The sequence below is a fragment of the Paenibacillus sp. 203 genome (genome assembly GCF_037027525.1).
Taxonomy (GTDB): Bacteria; Bacillota; Bacilli; order Paenibacillales; family Paenibacillaceae; genus Paenibacillus; species Paenibacillus polymyxa_B.
The window spans coordinates 184,408-203,774 of sequence record NZ_JAXCHD010000002.1 but is presented as its reverse complement, the minus strand read 5'-3'; the positions used below and the strand labels follow the sequence as shown (position 1 = coordinate 203,774).

General features: G+C 47.3%; 14 protein-coding genes, 3 pseudogenes and 1 CRISPR repeat array. Of the genes and pseudogenes, 16 read left to right on the top strand and 1 reads right to left on the bottom strand.

The window, feature by feature from the left end; translation table 11 throughout:
* Positions 1-131: 131 nt before the first annotated feature.
* The 15 genes and pseudogenes from WA407_RS04070 to WA407_RS04000 all read left to right on the top strand — a co-directional run bounded on the left by WA407_RS04070 (position 132) and on the right by WA407_RS04000 (position 15,432).
* The gene (locus WA407_RS04070; protein WP_235308161.1) at positions 132-2,177 is read left to right on the top strand and encodes a hypothetical protein; all 2,046 of its coding nucleotides are present in this window, start codon (positions 132-134) and stop codon (positions 2,175-2,177) included.
* Between the two features lie 84 nt (positions 2,178-2,261).
* On the top strand, positions 2,262-3,014 hold the full coding sequence (locus WA407_RS04065) for a vWA domain-containing protein (RefSeq protein WP_013309992.1): 753 nt from the start codon (positions 2,262-2,264) through the stop codon (positions 3,012-3,014).
* Positions 3,015-3,026: 12 nt separating this feature from the next.
* On the top strand, positions 3,027-3,863 hold the full coding sequence (locus WA407_RS04060; RefSeq protein ID WP_336076850.1) for a hypothetical protein: 837 nt from the start codon (positions 3,027-3,029) through the stop codon (positions 3,861-3,863).
* Positions 3,864-4,126: 263 nt separating this feature from the next.
* Positions 4,127-4,936 carry an SDR family oxidoreductase gene (locus tag WA407_RS04055; protein ID WP_235308163.1) on the top strand — a complete coding sequence of 270 codons (810 nt, stop codon included), beginning with the start codon at positions 4,127-4,129 and terminating at the stop codon, positions 4,934-4,936.
* Between the two features lie 263 nt (positions 4,937-5,199).
* Positions 5,200-6,681 (top strand): aminotransferase-like domain-containing protein, encoded by a 1,482-nt coding sequence (locus tag WA407_RS04050; RefSeq protein ID WP_336076849.1) that lies wholly within the window; start codon positions 5,200-5,202, stop codon positions 6,679-6,681.
* A 107-nt stretch (positions 6,682-6,788) separates the two neighbouring features.
* Positions 6,789-7,718 carry a D-alanine--D-alanine ligase gene (locus WA407_RS04045; RefSeq protein WP_336076848.1) on the top strand — a complete coding sequence of 310 codons (930 nt, stop codon included), beginning with the start codon at positions 6,789-6,791 and terminating at the stop codon, positions 7,716-7,718.
* A 1-nt stretch (position 7,719) separates the two neighbouring features.
* Complete coding sequence (locus tag WA407_RS04040) at positions 7,720-8,904, top strand: aminotransferase class I/II-fold pyridoxal phosphate-dependent enzyme (RefSeq protein ID WP_336076847.1); 1,185 nt, start codon at positions 7,720-7,722, stop codon at positions 8,902-8,904.
* A gap of 118 nt (positions 8,905-9,022) precedes the next feature.
* Positions 9,023-9,163: a LamG domain-containing protein gene (locus WA407_RS04035; RefSeq protein WP_235308164.1), complete on the top strand. Its 141-nt coding sequence runs from the start codon at positions 9,023-9,025 to the stop codon at positions 9,161-9,163.
* Between the two features lie 225 nt (positions 9,164-9,388).
* Positions 9,389-10,424: direct repeats of the CRISPR family, unit length 32 nt; unit sequence GTCGCACTCTATATGAGTGCGTGGATTGAAAT.
* Between the two features lie 72 nt (positions 10,425-10,496).
* Positions 10,497-11,057, top strand: a pseudogene (gene cas1 / locus WA407_RS04030) (CRISPR-associated endonuclease Cas1); the annotation flags it as partial.
* A gap of 7 nt (positions 11,058-11,064) precedes the next feature.
* Positions 11,065-11,354, top strand: a pseudogene (gene cas2, locus WA407_RS04025) (CRISPR-associated endonuclease Cas2).
* Positions 11,355-12,194: 840 nt separating this feature from the next.
* The gene (locus WA407_RS04020) at positions 12,195-12,377 is read left to right on the top strand and encodes a hypothetical protein (RefSeq protein WP_336076846.1); all 183 of its coding nucleotides are present in this window, start codon (positions 12,195-12,197) and stop codon (positions 12,375-12,377) included.
* 337 nt (positions 12,378-12,714) lie between these two features.
* On the top strand, positions 12,715-14,109 hold the full coding sequence (locus WA407_RS04015) for a helix-turn-helix domain-containing protein (protein WP_235308166.1): 1,395 nt from the start codon (positions 12,715-12,717) through the stop codon (positions 14,107-14,109).
* A gap of 363 nt (positions 14,110-14,472) precedes the next feature.
* Positions 14,473-14,640: pseudogene (locus WA407_RS04010) on the top strand (Spo0E family sporulation regulatory protein-aspartic acid phosphatase).
* 108 nt (positions 14,641-14,748) lie between these two features.
* The gene (locus WA407_RS04005) at positions 14,749-14,943 is read left to right on the top strand and encodes an XRE family transcriptional regulator (protein ID WP_235308378.1); all 195 of its coding nucleotides are present in this window, start codon (positions 14,749-14,751) and stop codon (positions 14,941-14,943) included.
* Between the two features lie 114 nt (positions 14,944-15,057).
* A complete protein-coding gene (locus tag WA407_RS04000; RefSeq protein WP_069080479.1) occupies positions 15,058-15,432 on the top strand; it encodes a DnaJ family domain-containing protein in 375 nt (124 codons plus the stop codon).
* 63 nt (positions 15,433-15,495) lie between these two features.
* On the opposite strand, the gene gluQRS is transcribed toward WA407_RS04000, so the two are convergent.
* A complete protein-coding gene (gluQRS, locus tag WA407_RS03995) occupies positions 15,496-16,491 on the bottom strand; it encodes a tRNA glutamyl-Q(34) synthetase GluQRS (protein ID WP_336076844.1) in 996 nt (331 codons plus the stop codon).
* A gap of 323 nt (positions 16,492-16,814) precedes the next feature.
* Between gluQRS and hrpB the strand changes: the two genes are divergently transcribed.
* A complete protein-coding gene (hrpB, locus tag WA407_RS03990; protein WP_336076843.1) occupies positions 16,815-19,343 on the top strand; it encodes an ATP-dependent helicase HrpB in 2,529 nt (842 codons plus the stop codon).
* The last annotated feature ends 24 nt before the right edge of the window (positions 19,344-19,367 follow it).

The following is a 19,367-nucleotide window of genomic DNA, read 5'->3' as shown; positions in this document are numbered from 1 at the left end:
CATGGTTTGGCACAGGATGTTCAGGAAAAACCGGGCGATCTTCGGATACCCGGTTTTCTTGCCATCCATAGATGTATATAATAAGGTGAGGAATACTAGCATACTGAATGATGTAAGGAGAGGGATGTTTCATGTCTTTTCAACCGAATCCGGGAGACGAATTGATCATAAACGGCACAGCTTATGTGGTTGGGCGACATCCCGCTGCACCCGGTTTAGCCTATGCTCAAGCAGGGCGACAGGGAATTGTATACCAGCTAAATGCCAAAAACGGAGCGCCGCATGAGGCCAAAGCCCTTAAGGTGTTTTTTCCGAAGTTCCGCATCCCGGCTATGGTTTATCAATCGGAGCATATGGAAGCATACGGGGATATTCCCGGTTTGCAGGTATGCAAGCGTGATGTGCTCACTCCAGAAAGAAACGGAAGTCTGATCGCCGAGCAGCCTGATTTGCTGTATGCGGTGCTGATGCCATGGGTTCACGGTATGACATGGTTCGATTGTCTCACAGATCAGCGTCAGCTTGAGGCTTCCGATAGTCTGGCTTTAGCCAGAGCATTGGCAGGGATCGGTTCAGCTATGGAGCAAAAAGGATTGGCGCATTGTGATTTATCGGCGCCGAATGTAATGCTTCCGTTTTTTTCTGAAGTGGAACTGCCTCAAGGCACGTCAGCTGTGGAATTGGTGGACGTGGAACAAATGTATAGTACTAAAATGGATCGTCCAGATGCTCTATTGGCAGGTTCGCCAGGGTATGCCGCCCATCGTACCGTCCACAGCGGGTTATGGAGTGCGTATGCAGACCGTTTTGCAGGGGCAATTATTATAGGAGAAATGCTAGGCTGGTCTGACCGTGTAGTAGTGGACAAAGCGTGGGGCGAAAGTTATTTTGATCAGCATGAAATGCAGACGCCTTGTGAACGTTATTTTATTTTACGAAAATCACTTGAATCCCGGTGGGGCAGCAAAGTGGTAGAATTGTTCAGCCGTGCCTGGGATAGTCAGGATTTAAGCAGTTGCCCTACTTTTGGCGAGTGGCTGGTTGTACTTAATGCGGTTACTGAGCAGGAAATTCCAGTTGAGGCTATAGAACCGGAGCCTGCTGCGACAGAAACAATAGAATCGGCAGCGGTGGGCGGCCTTGCCAGTGAAGTTGCACCCTCTTTGTCAGCCCCTGCACCGCTCAAAGCTGAACAGGCTGCATTGCTAAATCAGGCTGCCCTGGAGCAGGGAGAGCGTGGGGTAACGGACAAGCTGTTCCGACAGGCACGTGATTTGGAGCAGCAAAACAAACCTGCTGCAGCGCTAGAAGTATACCGGTCGTTGTATCATTTTGTAGAAGACGGTAGTCCTCTGCATGTGGAGGTGTCGGCTGCGATCACAGGGCTAGAGGAGCAGTTGAATCCCAAGACGCCAGAGCAACCTGAAAAATCAAAAGCCTGGTATCGATCCAAAGCATTTATCGTGACAACTGCGGCCGCAGTCGTTCTATTGGCAGCTGGAATCCCAGCCGTGAATATTCTTGCAGATCAGTCCAATCAGCGGCAAATCGAGGCAGCCAAGCAGGAAGAGGCAGCGAAGGCTGCAAAGGCGGCCGAGGAAAAGCTGGCAGCCGAGCAGGAAGCGGCTCAAAAATTGCTGACGGAGAAACAACGACAGGAAGCGGAACAGCAGACCAAACAACAGGCACTTGCTGCTCAAAAGCAACAGGAGGAGCAGAAGAAACAGCAAGCCCTTATCGCTCAACAGGTTAAATATGAAGCTTATCTCGCCCAAAAGGAACAAAACAAGCAGGCGGCTGCCAAGTTGGCGAAGCAAAAAGCGTATGATCAACAGGCAAAGTATGAAAAATACTTGGCTTTGAAAAAAGAACAGGAAGCTCGTGCCGCCCAGGAAGAGGCAGCTCGTAAGGCAGCAGCCGAGGCGGAACAAAAGCAAAAAGAGTCCTTGCATGCACGAAACAAGGAGAACGTTCTTCAGCTTATTTCCCTGTACAACAAGGCGTATGCCTCTCAGGAAGGTGGAAGCGCTGCGAAGGCTAAGAGCTTTGCCAAGCGTTTTAGAACACTATATGATAGTAATCCTTCTTATTATCGTTCGGTAGGTGAAGTGGGATATCGAGCTTCCTCGATTTATAACTTTTTAGGAGATACGAATTTTAGACTGCCTAAAATTTAATATTTCATATGTTTATATATGGGCGGAATGATAGATACAAAATAGATGGAGATAGAAGGTAACTGAGGGGAGCATGTACAAACTATGAATTATACAATACAGGCTTCACAACGCACTCCCGCCCTGATCATTTACCTGATTGACATCAGCGCGTCGATGAACATGCTGATGGAGGGGCGGCGGCGTATTGACGTTGTATATGAAGCTATATCGTTGGCGATCCGGCAGATGGTTTTTCGGTCAACCAAAGGAAATCGGCTGACAGCGCGTTATCGGATTGCGATTTTGGCTTATAGTGACGACGTGTATGACCTGCTGAATGGTGTCAAGGGAATTGATGAAATCGCAGCTATTGGTTCGTTGCCCGATTTGACACCCAAACGATTCTCGGATTCAGCAAAAGCCTTCTTGCAAGCTGAACGTATTTTGCAGGCAGAACTACCAGGGATGCAGGACTGTCCTGCACCTTTGGTCTGTCATATGACAGATGGGGTTTCTACAGGCGATGATCCAGAACCGATTGCGAAGCGTATTATGAGCATGAGTGTACCGGACGGTAATGTACTGGTGGAAAATATATTTTTATCCGACAGGTTGCTGGAAACGCCTATTCAGGACCCCCGTCGCTGGAAAGGTCTGACGCATAATACGCCGTTGCAGGATGAACATGCTGTGAAATTGCGTGATATGTCTTCTGTACTGCCTGAAAGCTATCGAGAAATGCTGTTTGAGGCAGATTATCAGTTAGGTGAAGGAGCCATTATGATGCTGCCGGGAACCTGTGCGGAACTGGTGTCCATTGGATTCCAAATGTCGGCCGCAACGCCTGTACGGTAAGGAGGTAAAAGCATGAATCCACTGCTGTCCCTGCTCCCGGCGAGCAAAAAAAAGGGAATGAATGCAAGGCTGACTCAGCAATTTGCTTACATAAGCTCTCAGACAGGCGATCAGCCTTTATCATCTCATCACAGTCGTTTTATGTGTCGTTATGGCTATGGAAGGTCTGCCGAATCTGCCAGTATGGGGGAAAGCGGACAGGATTTCGCCGCAGTACGTATTCATAAATCCGTCTGTTGTTTTGTCTTGTGTGATGGTGTCGGGCTCAGTTACCGAGGAGATTTTGCAGCCCGCTATCTGGGTTCTTCTTTACTGGATTGGATGGAACGGGGACAAGATCTGTCTGCTGATCAATTGAGAGTGTACCTTGAACGTTTGGCAGGTACAGCGGCAGAGGAACTGGGTCGGCAGCCTTTGGATCACGAATCAGGCTTAATGCGTTCGGTATTGGAAGATAAACGTCGTCAGGGAAGCCAGTCCATGTATATTTGCGGTAAAATCGAACTGCCGAAGCGTGGTAGTCGTGGCCGTCTCCGACTTGCCTGGCAAGGAGACTCACGGTTGCGACTATGGAACGGTGCCGAAGAAATTAGCGAGCTGTTCGATCATACTTTCTCTACAGCGGAGCGCTGGTCTACAAGTCGTGGGCCGATTGGAGGGAAGCCTCATTGGTATGAAAGAAGCATACCCACGGATATGCCGATGAGATTACAGGTATATACGGACGGTTTATCCGATTTAGACCCCATTCGCGAGCCTATCCCTGATGAGCAGATACAGGTATTGCTGGATGCATCCCATACCGGGGGACTTGATGATGATGCTGCATTTATTGAGTTGCAGTGGTAAATAAATAAGAAAAGGACGTTATACAACCATGGATATGGATGTATACGTCCTTTTTTGATGAATACTTAGAACATAACGATTCTTTAAGATATTTGTAGAATGTAACGATGAAGATAAGGAAAGAGGCGCTAATACGCGTAATATTCGCTCTTTTCTTAAATATCGCAAAGGAATAGCAAAAAATGCGCAAAAATAGTGATTATAAAGTATATCCTTTTGGGTAATCTTGTGATTATACAGATTACAGAAAGGGAGCGATACATATGAGCTACACATATGCAGGAGGCGCGCGCTTTGAAGGCAAAACTGCTCTAATCACGGGAGCTGGTTCTGGGATTGGCAAGGCAACGGCCATTCAGATGGCTAGAGAAGGAGCGAATGTCGCTCTTTTTGACGTAAGTAATGAGCGCATTTCGGAGACAGAAAGAGAAATTAATGCTATACGTGAAGGATCAGCGCGGGCTTTTGACGTGGACATTGCCGATCCGGTGCGTGTGGAAAAAGCAGTTCTGGAAGCGGTTGAATTATTTGGCGGGCTGCATATCATTTTTGCCAATGCGGGGATTAACGGGGTCGTCGGACCGATTGAGGATCTGAGCATTGAGGATTGGCGGCAAACATTGTCCACGAATCTGGATGGTACCTTCCTGACGGTGAAGTATACAATACCACATTTGAAAAAGAACGGTGGCGGCAGCATTATTATTACCAGCTCCATTAATGGAAATCAGCGCTTTACCAGCTTTGGGATGTCAGCCTATAGCACATCGAAGGCGGGTCAAACCGGTTTTGCTAAAATGGCTGCGCTGGAGCTGGCTAAGTTCCGTATTCGTGTGAATGTCATCTATCCGGGTGCCATCTCGACGAATATTGATGAAACCACGGAGAAATCGGAAGGGTTAAAGCAAATTACCATCCCCGTCAAGTTTCCCGAAGGAGGACAACCGTTGGCTGATGGACCGGGTCAACCCGAGCAGGTAGCTGATTTGGTGACATTTTTGGCCTCAGACTACTCGCGTCACATTACTGGCGCGCAAATTGTCATTGATGGGGCAGAGTCGTTATTGTTTTAGAAAATACTGTCCATACGCTGATCGACAGCCTGGATGAAAAATATGTTGACTATTACTTTCATCAGCTTCACGATGCTTGGTGATATGTACAATGCTCGCAATGGGCGCGATGAGAGGCAATGATGCAGGGGAATGAGGCAAGAATATGAGGGCGTACAGGGGATAAAATACGGAAGAACCACCGAAGGATGAAAAATCCAGTGCGGTGGTTCTTTTTTTTCACTCGTCTTGTATGCCATCATTATAGGGGGAGGCGATGAAGGATGTTCCAGGATTTCAAGCTCGTAAGTGACCGCCCGGTCTCGATACAAGTAAAAGAATACGTCAATCGTTTAATTATAAAAGGGGCGCTTCAGGCGGATCAGAAGCTGCCTTCCACACGAGAAATGAGCGTTCTGCTTAAGGTGAGCCGCAATACAGTCATTGCAGCCTATGAAGGCTTGGAGGATGACGGATTTACGTATGCGATTCCCGGAAAGGGTAGTTATGTGGCCGCCATGGTGGGCCAGTCGGCCAAAGATAACGGAGGATCTGACGGCTCTGCCACCTGGGAGATCGACTGGAAGGCAAGAATGAACGAGTATGCTATATCAGCTGTTGACCTGGATATGATGAAGCAGGGCATTCGTGCCCAAAAGGGAACTATCTCGTTCACAAGCATCGCTCCGGATGAGCAGCTGTTTGATCTGGGGGATGTAAGGCGAGCTTTTATGGATCGGATGGCAATCGAAGGGCAGGTGCTGCTCAACTACGGCTATGCCAAGGGCTACAAGCCGCTGATTGATTATCTGATGCATTATATGGAGAACAAAGGCGTGGATATAATTGGCAAGGATATGCTGATTACAGGTGGGTTTACAGAAGGCTTTGACATTGTGCTGTCGGCTTTACGCCCTTCTGCACGCCGCGGAGCGGCAATTTGTGAAAATCCGACCCATCACACAGCGATCAAAAATTTGAAGTTGCAAGGATTTGAGATTACCGGCATTCCGATGGAGTGTGACGGTATTGATGTGGAGCGGCTAGAGGAGGTACTGCAGACCAATAACTTCGATTTGGCTTATTTAACTCCTTCCTATCACAATCCGACAGGCATCGTCATGTCGCCAGCAAAGCGCGCTGTTATGAAATTAATGATGCGCCATCAGATTCCGGTGATCGAGGATGGATTCAATGAGGAGCTGCGTTACTCGGGAGCGCATATTGCGCCCTTAATAGCGACAGCAGGCCAAGGGAACGGAGTAATCTATATTGGCAGCTTCTCCAAGGTGCTGTTCCCTGGCTTGCGAGTAGGCTGGGTGCTTGGAGACCGAGCACTGATTGACACTCTGGAAAGCATTAAGCGTGCGCGCACCATTCATACCTCAACAATCGATCAATCGATTTTATACCAATATATGCTTAACGGAAATTTCGATAAACATGTAAAAAAAGCACGTACAGAGTATAAGCGCAAATATGAGCTGACAAAGGCATGCTGTGAAGCACATCTTCCTGAGGCGCAGGTGTCTGGTGACGGGGGCTTGCATTTGTTCCTTACCTTCCCGACAGGCGTAAATACACGCCAGCTGCTAGAAGCTTGCACAGAACAGGGTGTCATTTTTACACCGGGAGACAAGTTTTTTATTCAAGAAGGCGAAGGGACGAATACATTGCGGCTTGGGTTTTCACGAGTAACAGATGAAAATATCGAACGGGGTATTCAAATAATCGGTAAACAGACGCGTAACTTTCTTAAGGCATAAGGATTAAGAAAAGAGCTATAGAGAAGGAATATTGTTTCGAAGAACACTAGCGATCGGATGAACATCCGTAGCCACATAATAATTTTGAAGAAAAATGAGGTGTCATGATGAAAATTGGCGTTATTATGGGCGGTATTTCCTCTGAGCGTGAGATTTCTCTGCAGACAGGTCAGGAGATGATCAATCATTTGGATCGCAGCCGTTATGAAGTGGTTCCAATGGTGATCGAGCAGCGAGCGGATTTAATCGTGCAGGTTCAGCAGGCAGGCATCGATATCGCGCTGCTGGCACTACATGGTCAGTATGGCGAGGACGGCACGGTGCAGGGAGCGCTGGAGACGCTGGGCATTCCGTATACAGGTAGCGGTGTCCTGGCAAGCAGCTTATGCATGAATAAACAGTTGTCCAAGACGCTGCTGAAGGGCGCGGGTGTGTATACGCCTGCAGGTTTTTGCTGGCAGGGGATGGACGATTATGATCCGCAGGTAGTGGAGCGTCTGGGCTACCCGGTTATTGTGAAGCCGAATACGGGGGGATCCAGCATCGGAATCCAGCTTGTACAGAATGAGAAGGAACTGCTGCTGGCTGTTCAGGAGGCTTGCAGCTTGGATCAAGCGATCTTGATTGAGCCCTATTATAAAGGAACCGAGATTACCTGTTCGATCGTAGACGACGAGGTATTGCCGATTATTGGTATTAGCTCCACTCGTTCGAAGTGGTTCGACTACAAAGCTAAATATGAGGTCGATGGCGCTAAGGAGGAGGTGATCGAGCTTCCTCCCGCTATTGAGCAGCGTGTGCGCGAGGCGGCACTGGCCAGCTACCGACTGCTGCAATGCAAGGTCTATGCAAGGGTTGATATGATTTTGTGTCAGGATAGGCCTTACGTGCTGGAAGTGAACACATTACCGGGAATGACCGCCAACAGCCTGCTTCCGAAAAGTGCGGCAGCTGCGGGTATAACTTTTACACAGCTGCTGGACCATATTATTGCCAGCTCGCTCCATGAGCGGAAAAAGGAATGGGGGATTTCGTAATATGTTTAGTGAAAAGGGGACAGGGCGGTTTGTATCCTCGCGTGTACGGGATATTCGGCCATCGGGAATTCGCGCTTTTTTTGATCTGAATGCAGCAGGAGGAGATACAATCGCCCTTGGGGTCGGAGAGCCTGATTTCGTTACACCGGAAAAGGTACGTGAAGCTTGCATTCAGGCATTGCGTGAAGGGCAGACGAAATATACTTCGAATGCTGGCTTGATGGAGCTTCGGGAGGAGATCTCTGCTTATTTTTCCGGCAGCTTCGCGCTTTCCTATGATCCTAAGCACGAAATGATCGTGACGGTGGGGAGCAGTGAAGCCGTCGACCTGGCGCTACGAGCAGTGATCGATCCGGGTGACGAGGTGCTGATTCCGGCACCAAGCTATATTGCCTATGAACCCATTACCCATCTGCATGGCGGTAAAATTGTAGAGGTGGCGGCTACGGCAGAGGAGCAATTCAAGCTGACCCCGCAAGCGCTGCAAGCGGCAATTACACCTCATTCAAAGGTTTTAATGATCAATTATCCCTGTAATCCGACTGGAACAGTTATGACGGAGCAGGATTGGCTGCCGATTACAGAGCTCATTATCAAACATAATCTGGTCGTCATTTCCGATGAAGTGTATGCCGAACTGACTTACGGGACAAAGCATGTCAGTATCGCCTCTTTGCCGGGCATGAAGGAGCGTACGATTGTCATCAGCGGTTTTTCCAAAGCATTTGCGATGACAGGCTGGCGGGTAGGCTATGCGTGCGGTCCGCATGAGCTGATTGCCGGCATGCTGAAAATCCACCAGTACACAGCCATGTGTGCGCCCACCATTGCACAGATTGCCGCGCTGGAATCATTGCGCCATGGCTTGGCTGCCAAGGATGAGATGATGGCGAGCTACAATGAACGTCGCAAGCTGTTTGTGGCCGGCTTGAATGCAATCGGGCTTGCTTGTCATGAGCCTGAGGGGGCTTTCTATGCCTTCCCTTCAATTACTTCTACTGGCATGTCATCTGAGCAGTTTGCACTTCGTATGCTGAAGGAAGCGAAGGTGGCGGTTGTACCGGGACATGTATTCGGATCAGGCGGAGAGGGCTTTATTCGCTGCTCATATGCAGCCTCGCTCGTCGATTTGGAGAAGGCGCTGGAACGGATGGGAAGGTTTATGCAGGTAATGCAGCCGGTATGATGAACAGGGTTAATAACTCAACTTTTGCCGAATGTTTTCATAAAATATTTTACAAATACCTTTATGATTTTCGAAGACATAAAGGTATTTTTCTGATCAATATAGTGGATATTTCCGGATGTATTTACCCGAAGCCAGAACGTTCAGCTTTGGAGTTAACTGGTGGAACCTTGCTTTTAAATGCGCTATCGATGAATTAAATATATTCGATTGTGCGCTTCCTCCTTCACAGGTGGCAGAACTGGCAGAGGTGAAATAAGTCCAGGCAGGAATTTGTTGCTAAGCCAAAAAGCGAGTCTGTCCAGGTGCGAATGTGAAGCTCACATGAATTCTCCGAGAGTTTCGCACCTCAGATTTTGTCGAATTATATCGAATGTGAACAAATTTTAAACGATCGCAAGAGGATGAGGTAATATTAGATGCGTTTTTGCCAAAATAACGCTAGAATGTTACTTAAATAGGGGGCATTTGACCCATTTTCGCTGTCGCACTCTATATGAGTGCGTGGATTGAAATTCTTTGCCATTCATTTTCCCTCCCTTCTGATATTAAGTCGCACTCTATATGAGTGCGTGGATTGAAATTTTAACATTCTGTGCTGTATTTTCAGCGGCTCTTTGTCGCACTCTATATGAGTGCGTGGATTGAAATCTGCTAGGGACGTTTATTATATGGATATGTGGGGTCGCACTCTATATGAGTGCGTGGATTGAAATTACTTCTCGCCGGACAACAGACTCTATAACATCCGGTCGCACTCTATATGAGTGCGTGGATTGAAATTTATCTTCTACCTCAAACGTAGGTTTGTACAAGGTCGCACTCTATATGAGTGCGTGGATTGAAATCAAAAATCGCCTTATGTTTTTTCATGTTTATTATGTCGCACTCTATATGAGTGCGTGGATTGAAATTGGAGAACCAATCTGTGGCAAATCTGAGTTTTTAGTCGCACTCTATATGAGTGCGTGGATTGAAATTTTGCGAAGAAACGCCGGAATGATGGTACTTTCCCGTCGCACTCTATATGAGTGCGCGGATTGAAATCTCCAGCATCTCCGCGAACGTACGTTACAGGCTCAGTCGCACTCTATATGAGTGCGTGGATTGAAATTACCGATCTTACTGTTGATTCTTTAAATTCAACACGTCGCACTCTATATGAGTGCGTGGATTGAAATACCTCACTTAAATAGAATAAGAGCAATTATGATAATGTAAGGTCGCACTCTATATGAGTGCGTGGATTGAAATCTATGATGACGGTGACAGGGGTACGCGGTATGTCTTGTCGCACTCTATATGAGTGCGTGGATTGAAATCGACAAGGCCCAATTATTCCGCAACGTGAACAAGGTCGCACTCTATATGAGTGCGTGGATTGAAATATTCAGGGACAGCCATCATCAGATGATATGTATAGTCGCACTCTATATGAGTGCGTGGATTGAAATCCTGTCCTCCTTGCGTGAAAAGAAATAAGAGAGAGTCGCACTCTATATGAGTGCGTGGATCATGACGGAGCAGCCGCCACTTGGTCGTACGAGTGGAGAGCGCCTCTTTATCCGAAATCATGAAGAGGTCCGTGAAGTGAGGAGCTGGAGATTTTACGCGGTTTGGAGGGGACGGCGGCAGTTCAGTACAATTCCGTGTGGGATGATCTGATCTTGCAGCAAAAAGATGATTTTTATTTCCATGGACGCCATAAGCGCCCGCCGTTAGATAACGTGAATGACCTATTATCTTTTGCCTATACACTGTTGTCCAACGATATGAAATCCGCACTAGAAGCTGTCGGTCTATGCTTATGTAGGTTTTCTGCATAGAAGATCGTCCAGGGCGAGCCTCCTTGGCACTGGATGTGATGGAAGAGCTTAGAGGAGTATATCCCGACCGTTTTGTTCTTACATTATTAACAAAAAATGATTCATGGCAAAGGATTTTACAAAAAAGAAAACGAGGCTGCTATGATGGACGATGATACGAGGAAAATCGTATTGAAGGCATGGCAAGAACGGAAACAGGAAAAAATGATTCATCCTTATTTGAATGAGAAAATGTCTTGGGGGCTTGTGTCCTATTGACAGGCTTTGCTCTTAGCTAGATATATTCGTGGAGATCTGGACGAGTACCCTCCATTTTTGTGGAAGTAGGTTGATCTTGTTAATACTAATTACGTATGATGTAAGTACATTAGATAGAGAAGGCAGAAAAAGACTGGAAAAGGTTGTGAAAAGGTGCGTAGACCACGGACAAAGGGTGTAAAATTCTGTGTTTGAGTGCATTTTGGATTCGACCCAGTTCCGCCGTTTAAAATATGAATTAGAAGAATTGATAGACAAAAAAGAAGACAGCCTGCGTTTCTACAACTTTGGAGATAGCTATAAAAAGAAAGTAGAGCAATAGGGGCTAAGGAAGCTTACGATATGGAAAGCCCACTGATTTTATAAGGTGCGAATGTGAAGCTCACATAAAAACCCCGGGTCCTTCGCACCTCGAAATTTGTCGAAAAGTATTAAAATTGCTATTTAACCGTAAAAGTCAATAGTTGATCCAAGCTTATTTGACATCAATTTTTGCGACAATGTGTAGAATTGATATCATTAGGGTATCAATTACTGCATTTTCGCTGTCGCACTCCATGTGAGTGCGTGGATTGAAATCCCTATCCGGATGGCTGCTGAAGCGGTTGGTTTGGTCGCACTCCATGTGAGTGCGTGGATTGAAATTACTGGCTTGCCGCCCTTAGCCTTGCTGAAATGCTGTCGCACTCCATGTGAGTGCGTGGATTGAAATTTCGATCGTGTTGCTGCTGTCTCTCGACTTGGCGTCGCACTCCATGTGAGTGCGTGGATTGAAATAAATACTCTTTTTGATCCATATGTACCTCCTTTGAGTCGCACTCCATGTGAGTGCGTGGATTGAAATTAGTTCGTCATATTCCCGAGCCATTTCTAAATTGGTGTCGCACTCCATGTGAGTGCGTGGATTGAAATTTGCGCCAAATGACTGAGGGGTACACCTCAAAATTGGTCGCACTCCATATGAGTGCGTGGAATTGAAATCCTATTGCGATCTGTCCTTTAGTGGTGTTTGCACAAAGTCGCACTCCATGTGAGTGCGTGGATGGTATGAAAAAGAAGGCTTGTTTCGTGGCCTGCCCAGCAGTGAATAGGTGCAAATTTCTTCTTAACGGATTTCTTATTCGACAAATTCCCCCTTACTTTTATGCAACAATTAACTAACATTTACAATGGTTGAAGTATAAATTAAGGTGGGAGTTGCTGCTTATGAGAATTTCCATGAGTAAGTTTTTAAAGCGCTATGCAGCGATTTTGTTGGGCTACGCAATATGTATAGGGTTATTTTACGCTTTGGGATATAAGATGAGCGCTATGGGAATCTATGCAATTTTGACAGGAATGGTGACTGGAGAAATAATCAACTTCACATTATCAAAGCGAGAGAAATGAACCTATGTATCCCTTGATTGCATCAACATCAGAGGATTTTTCATGTAATTTAAAGGTCCAACAGAGTTTCTGCATGGGACCTCACCTCTATACTATTACTGGTGAGAATCCACATGGGGTAATGAATTAGTCATGTCAACTCTGTGAAACCTTTTACTTGGATCAATCCAATCATTTCAGGAAGTCACTCGTTCAACATGTCTCAATATGTGTAAGTTATGCTGAATTTTCGCTATAAACATTAGTTGCATAATATATTGACAGATGGTTAATTATGGAGAAGAATAGAGGATTATTTTTAAAATAATGGAATTTTTATGTGAAGGGTGGTTATGAATTGAAGCATACACCTACGATTTCAGCGGAGTTTGAGGATTATCTAAAACAAAATGATATGACGTTGAGTCAATTTGCCGAATATTCAGGGGTTCATCAAAGAACGCTTAGTAATTGGATTACTCAGCATCGTCCTGTTTCCGTACAGCAGCTAGACCGAATCACTGTGGCTATGGATTTGCCAGAAGGCTATTTTTACAATCTATACATAGAAAATTACATCATTGACCTTTCCCCGAATTTTAGGCGAATCGAGCCATTATTGTATCGTTGTGCGGAGCTGGACAAGCTGGATGCTATCCGTCGAATGGTTGGGCATATCATGGATAATCCGCTGTATGCGTCAAGGCTATTTGATGTTGCAGAAGCATTATTTGAACAGGGACGACATGCTGCTGCGCTGCCTCTCTATGAGAATGTCGCAGAAGTGGAGAAATATCAGCATTCTGAACGCTTGGCCATCTGTCAATATCGTATATTCTCGATTCAAGTTGGAGATGATCAGAGCCGTAATCTCAAGGCAGCAACGCTTTTTGAACCCTTCGTGGAACGTCTGGATGAAATAGACCAGCTTGATGCGCTTAAAGATTTGGCGAATGTGTATCGATCTTTGCGCTTGTGGGACAGGCTTGATGTGACCGCTCGAAAAATGAGAGATAAAGCGGAAATCCAATATACATTAGAGCATCAACAGAAAAAGCGAAAGTCTGCGGAAATTGAAAAGAGGCTGAGCCGTCCATTGTTTGTGTATATCACCTATGCTGATTTATTGTGTGCAAGTGTCTGTGAAGCCCAAGGTGATTATCAACAAGCTCTACAATATACATACGCCTACGTTAATTTAGATTGGGTCAAAGAGACAGATGAGGATACTCTGCATTGGATTAAACTATTTCAAAATTGGGCGCTATGTAATACTTACGTTAATAAATTATTATCCGGAGATATAAGTGTGCTTCCGGATTATGTTGAATATATTAGTGTATCATCAAACACCACTAAAGAAATGGTTACTCAACTATTGAATATTATGATGGCGGCTAACCGATTTCAAGTTGATGTGGATGAAGTACTTAAGCAGTTCGAAGCGGAGATAGATTCGATCACCCAACAGCAACCATCTGCTGATATGTACACTCATCAAGTGGTTCCAGAACAATCAACGCGTTTTAAATATGAACTGGCTAAATACTACTTAAATAAAGGTAATTACTCATATGGATTTAAATACTTACTAGACGTTTTATCTAAATCATTAGTCATTAACAAAGAAGCCTTTTTCATTAGCTGTATAAGATTATTTGAGCAGTTCAAACAATTTGCAGACTTTAGATTGTGTACAAAGTATGAAAGTTTAGTTAGAGAAGGGCGAAAAGAAAGATTATTTTATTATTAATAGTTATTAAACATTTCTCAGTATTTATTCCAAGCCGAATAAAATAAAATGTATATGGAAAACGAAGAAGGCAGAATGTTGCTGTGCAAGTGATGCGGTCGCATTTGCCATGGATTTTAACCCTATCTGACTTTATTCATGAAATACAGGGGCGGTGACGATGGGAAGCAACATCGGGCTGCGTAGCAAAGCAATAGTTGAATCTTAAGTTCATCTTGTAGGAGTCTGTGGCACTTTAAATAAACATAAAACGCCAAAAAAGTGCCTCTGGAATGCTCCAGAAGCACTTTTTTTGTCGAGCAAATTTTCAAAAAATCCAAAAATTTACGTTTTGTATTAGGATATGACACAGAAGGGGGAATCATGCTGATGAATCCAGGTGTGACTTTACTTCGTGTCGAACGGGCCAGAAAAAGACTGTACTAAGTCCAGAAGAAATATGGATTTTTAACACATCCCAAAGTGATTGAACAATCCATGAAACTGGATGAACTATTGAATATATACCAAATATACAAAATGAAATCTTAACAAATGAGTTCATGACATGTTGCTAAAGGAAGAGTGTGAAATCCAATCTCCAATCTCCAAACCCCAATCAAAATTCTAAATCTATACTATGAAGAGGTGATAACGTTGTTGAACAAACGAAATCCTGTAACTCCTTTTGGCTGGAAAATCAAACAAAATCTAGTTGAAATTCAAATGGATCAGAGAACTTTTTGTGATACCTACCATATTCCTGCTAGCCGCTTGTCCAATCTCATTCATGGAACACGTAAGGCCAAAAAATATAGAGTACAAGTATGTCAATTGCTTGGGATCGAAGAATAACCCCCTCTCTCCCTTATGGAAACAGGGCATCCTAATGATATATAAGCTACAGTGGCAAAGGACTCCAGGTTTCTTTAATATAGATTGTACATAGGAAGCTTAAAACAAGGAGTGATGGGGATGTTCTCCAGAATGGCAGAGCAGAAGATTGCCGAGGCGATGGCCAAAGGTGAATTTGATCATTTACCGGGAGCGGGCAAGCCACTGGTCATCGAGGATTTGTCACATGTTCCAGAGGAGCTGCGGATGTCGTACAAGCTGTTGAAGAATGCAGGCATTTTACCGGAAGAGCTTCAATTACAAAAGGAATGTGTCCAGCTACGTGATTTGCTTCACGCTTGTCATGAGGCAGGAGAGCAACAACGGATCAGTCGCAGGCTGACTGAAAAATCACTACGTCTCCGTATGCTGCTGGAGGAAAGAGGGCTGAATACGTCGTCTGTATTTTATGAATATGAGTCCGCTATGCGTAAGCGATTGGAGGAATAGAAGCGAGAGGAGCAAAGGGCGGATGCCCCTGCCCGTACATTTTAATCTCCGTGCTTTACCTCATTACCGTTGCAGTGCAGATAATCTTGTGAGGCATTGTTTCGTCAGGATGACAGGTTCTTTGGGCAGCTTATCCAAATGAAAGTCATCGATTAAATCCTCAGCCTTCACAGGCTCAGGTGAATCCAGCAGCCCGGAAAAATAGGCGAGCCAGCCAATGACTGCTTCCGGTGTGACCCCTTGTCGGCGCATAGCTCGGAGTGCTACGCCACCATGTCGTTTGGCCAGCCTTCGCCCATCAGGGCCTAGGACAAGGGGGACGTGTGCGAAATGTGGCGGCTGCAACCCCAAAGCTTGGTACAGCAATAGCTGACGGGGCGTTGAATCGAGAAGATCATACCCGCGTAGTACGTCGGTCATATACATATCCGCATCATCGACAACGACAGCCAGCTGATAGGAAAACATGCCGTCAGCTCGTTTGACGATAAAATCGCCCCCCTCAGCCGCACCAAAGGCCACATGACCTGCTACCTGATCATGAAACGAAATAACGGCATCTGGATGTTGCGGTACTTTAAAGCGAAGTGAAGGAAGTTTATGCTGGGCTTTGGCTACGACATCTTGAGAGCTAAGGTTACGACATGCCCCCGAATACGCAGGCCCTTCACCAGACAGTCCATGTGGAGCATGGGCGGCGGCCAGAATGTCGGTCCGACTGCAAAAACAAGGATACAGTAAATCTGGCCTCTGTAGTTTCTCCAATGCAGACTGGTAGCGTTCCAGCCGTTGGCTTTGAGTGTAGGGGCCGTAGGGACCGCCTACGTCGGGTCCTTCGTCCCAATTCAGCCCGATCCAGCGCAAGTCTTCCATAATCCCTTGCGCCAACTGGCTGCGAGCTCGCGTCATATCAATATCTTCCATGCGCAAAATATAGGTTCCACCCAGGGAACGAACGTGCAGCCAGGATAATAAGGCAGTACGAGCGTTTCCTAAGTGTATCCATCCCGATGGTGTTGGGGCAAATCGCCCTCTGATGGGTTGGGCCTGTAATTCCATACGAAAGTGACCTCGATTCTGTGTTCCGTCCTTCAGCAATCCATATCAACTATATTATAAAACGATCTTGCCGCGAGTGCATCCCGACAGGTATAGGAGCTAACACAGAAAACTTACATAGCTGCGATGGCCAGACGGGAAATTTAAATATCTGTATAATAGATTTAGAAGAATTATGCACGACAGACCGAAGAGAAGTTCCAGAGGGGCAGCTTAACCTTTTCTATTCAGTGCTCGATAATTACAGGTAATGAAAAATTCAAAATAATAAAGGAATTAAAACTTAGATTCTACGCATCAAGCGTATCATTGGAGAGATTTCATTGACAGATAAACAACTGCCTATTATGCAAGTGATCCCCGAGCTTAAACATACACTGCAATCCCATTCGGCGGTGGTACTGATTGCACAGCCGGGAGCGGGGAAAACGACGGTAACACCTCTGGAGCTACTGCATGAGCCGTGGCTGGCAGGGCAAAAGATGATTATGCTGGAGCCGAGGCGTTTGGCAGCGCGTGCAGCAGCAGCGCAAATGGCAAAAGCGCTCGGAGAGCCCACCGGGAAGACCGTGGGTTACCGGGTTCGTATGGATACAAAGGTAGGGCCAAACACACGGATTGAAGTGGTTACGGAGGGCGTACTGACCCGGATGCTACAACATGATCAGGCGTTGGAGGGAGTCGGGCTGATTATTTTTGATGAGTTTCATGAACGCAGCCTGCATGCAGATTTAGGATTGGCACTTGCCCTGCAAAGCCAGGCGCTGTTGCGACCGGATTTGAAGATATTGATCATGTCTGCCACCCTGGAGGCAGAGCCTGTATGTAGATTATTAGGGGATGCGCCATTGCTGGAATGTCCAGGCACTGTATTTCCGGTAGAAACCTTTCATATGTCCAAACCTTCGTCAACTTCATTAGAGTCCTTTACGGCTGAGACGGTAGAAAAGGTACTCCATGCTCATGAAGGTGATCTGCTGGTGTTTTTACCAGGGGCTAGAGAAATTCACAGAACGGAACGAGAATTGGCTTCAAAGCATTTACCAGCACATGTCAAGATCATTCCGCTGTACGGCAGCATGAAGCTGGAGCAGCAGGATGAGGCAATACGCCCGTCGGCTTCGGGCAGTCGAAAAGTGGTATTGGCCACTTCAATTGCCGAGTCTAGCTTGACCATCGCCGGAATCACGGTGGTGATCGATAGCGGACTGTCGCGGGAATCGGTATTTTCCGCGCGAACCGGCATGAGCCGTTTGACCACGGTCAAGGTGTCCAAAGCCTCCGCCGATCAGCGGCGCGGACGGGCGGGCCGCCTCCAGCCGGGCGTATGCTACCGGCTGTGGAGCGCGCAGGAGCAAGCCGCGCTCCCCGATGCCAGCCGGCCGGAAATCGCCGCGGCGGATCTGGCCCCGCTCGCGCTGGAGTTGGCGGTCTGGGGCGTGCGCGAGCCCGCCGAGCTGGCCTGGCTGGATGCCCCGCCTGAGGCCGCGTACCGCCAGGCCACAGGTTTGCTGCACCAGCTCGGCTGTCTGGATGAAGCAGCCGATGGCACTACAGGCGGCATTACCGCGCATGGGCGCGAGGTGTCCGCCCTGGGCACGCACCCGCGCCTTGGGCACATGCTGTTGCGTGCTGCGGCCCTCGGCCTGGCACCAACTGCCAGCCGTCTGGCTGCGCTGCTGCAAGAGCGTGACCCGTTCCGCGCTCATGGCGGGACGGATTTGCGCCCGCGGCTGGACGCCCTGCGCGAGGCGGCCCATGCCCGCAGTACGCACAGCCTGCTGCGGGCAGCAGACGATACGGTGATTCGCCGTATCGTGCAGGAGAGCCGGCAGCTGCTAGCCACGCTGCCAACAGCAACCGCAGCGCAGGACGAGCCTGACGGCTCCGCGGCTTGCGGGCTGCTGTTGGTCTTTGCGTATCCGGATCGGATCGCGCAGGGCCGGGGGGATGGCCGCTTTTTGCTTAGCGGCGGTCGGGGGGCGCGACTCCGACAAGTGGAGTGGATGTCGCGTTCGTCCTATCTCGTCGCCGCTGAAGTAGACGACGAGGGAGCAGACGGTGCTATTCAGTTGGCGGCACCAATTGAACTGCAAGAGCTGGTCGAGCATTGCAGTGAAATGCTGTTGGAACAAGCTAACGTATACTGGGATAGCTCCGCCTCAGCAGTGAGAGCCCGCAAGATACTGCGGCTGGGCTCACTCGTCTTAAAGGAAACGTCCTATGAGCGACCTCCGGCAGAGGAGTTTGCTGCCGCCTTGATGCAGGGTGTCCGTGAACGAGGTCTGAAGCTGCTGTCATGGAATCGGCAAACCCTCCAGTTGCAGGCGCGTTTGATTTTTATGCACTTCTCGGCGCCTGAGGACTGGCCAGACTGCACGGAATCGGCATTGCTGGATTCACTGGAATCGTGGCTGTTGCCTTTTGCTCTAGGAGCCAAAAATGTATCCGATCTGCAACGGCTTGACAGTGCTGCATTGCTGCTTGGCAGGCTGGATTGGGAACAGCGGCAGCAGCTTGATCAGGAAGCGCCGACGCATATCCGCGTACCCAGCGGTTCCCGCATTCCTGTCGATTATTCAAATCCTGAGGCACCAGCGCTGGCCGTACGACTACAAGAGTTGTTCGGTATGGGGGATACGCCTCGTATTGGACGCGGACGTGTGCCAATTGTATTGCATTTACTGTCACCTGCCCAGCGACCTGTCCAAGTGACTTCCGACTTGTCCAGCTTCTGGAGCGAGGCTTATTTTGAGGTCAAAAAGGATCTAAAGGGCAGATATCCCAAGCATTATTGGCCGGATGATCCACTGGAAGCTGTGGCGACCAATAGAGCAAAGCCAAAGCGTTAAATAGAAGCTATTTTATGCTAATCG

Bases quoted from the DNA above. Each gene is read 5' to 3' on its own strand.
- WA407_RS04070 (WP_235308161.1), top strand. From the start codon at position 132: ATGTCTTTTCAACCGAATCCGGGAGACGAATTGATCATAAACGGCACA.
- WA407_RS04060 (WP_336076850.1), top strand. From the start codon at position 3,027: ATGAATCCACTGCTGTCCCTGCTCCCGGCGAGCAAAAAAAAGGGAATG.
- gluQRS (WP_336076844.1), bottom strand. From the start codon at position 16,491: ATGGAATTACAGGCCCAACCCATCAGAGGGCGATTTGCCCCAACACCA.
- WA407_RS04050 (WP_336076849.1), top strand. From the start codon at position 5,200: ATGTTCCAGGATTTCAAGCTCGTAAGTGACCGCCCGGTCTCGATACAA.
- WA407_RS04045 (WP_336076848.1), top strand. From the start codon at position 6,789: ATGAAAATTGGCGTTATTATGGGCGGTATTTCCTCTGAGCGTGAGATT.
- WA407_RS04020 (WP_336076846.1), top strand. From the start codon at position 12,195: ATGAGAATTTCCATGAGTAAGTTTTTAAAGCGCTATGCAGCGATTTTG.
- WA407_RS04065 (WP_013309992.1), top strand. From the start codon at position 2,262: ATGAATTATACAATACAGGCTTCACAACGCACTCCCGCCCTGATCATT.
- WA407_RS04000 (WP_069080479.1), top strand. From the start codon at position 15,058: ATGGGGATGTTCTCCAGAATGGCAGAGCAGAAGATTGCCGAGGCGATG.
- WA407_RS04055 (WP_235308163.1), top strand. From the start codon at position 4,127: ATGAGCTACACATATGCAGGAGGCGCGCGCTTTGAAGGCAAAACTGCT.
- WA407_RS04040 (WP_336076847.1), top strand. From the start codon at position 7,720: ATGTTTAGTGAAAAGGGGACAGGGCGGTTTGTATCCTCGCGTGTACGG.
- WA407_RS04035 (WP_235308164.1), top strand. From the start codon at position 9,023: ATGTATTTACCCGAAGCCAGAACGTTCAGCTTTGGAGTTAACTGGTGG.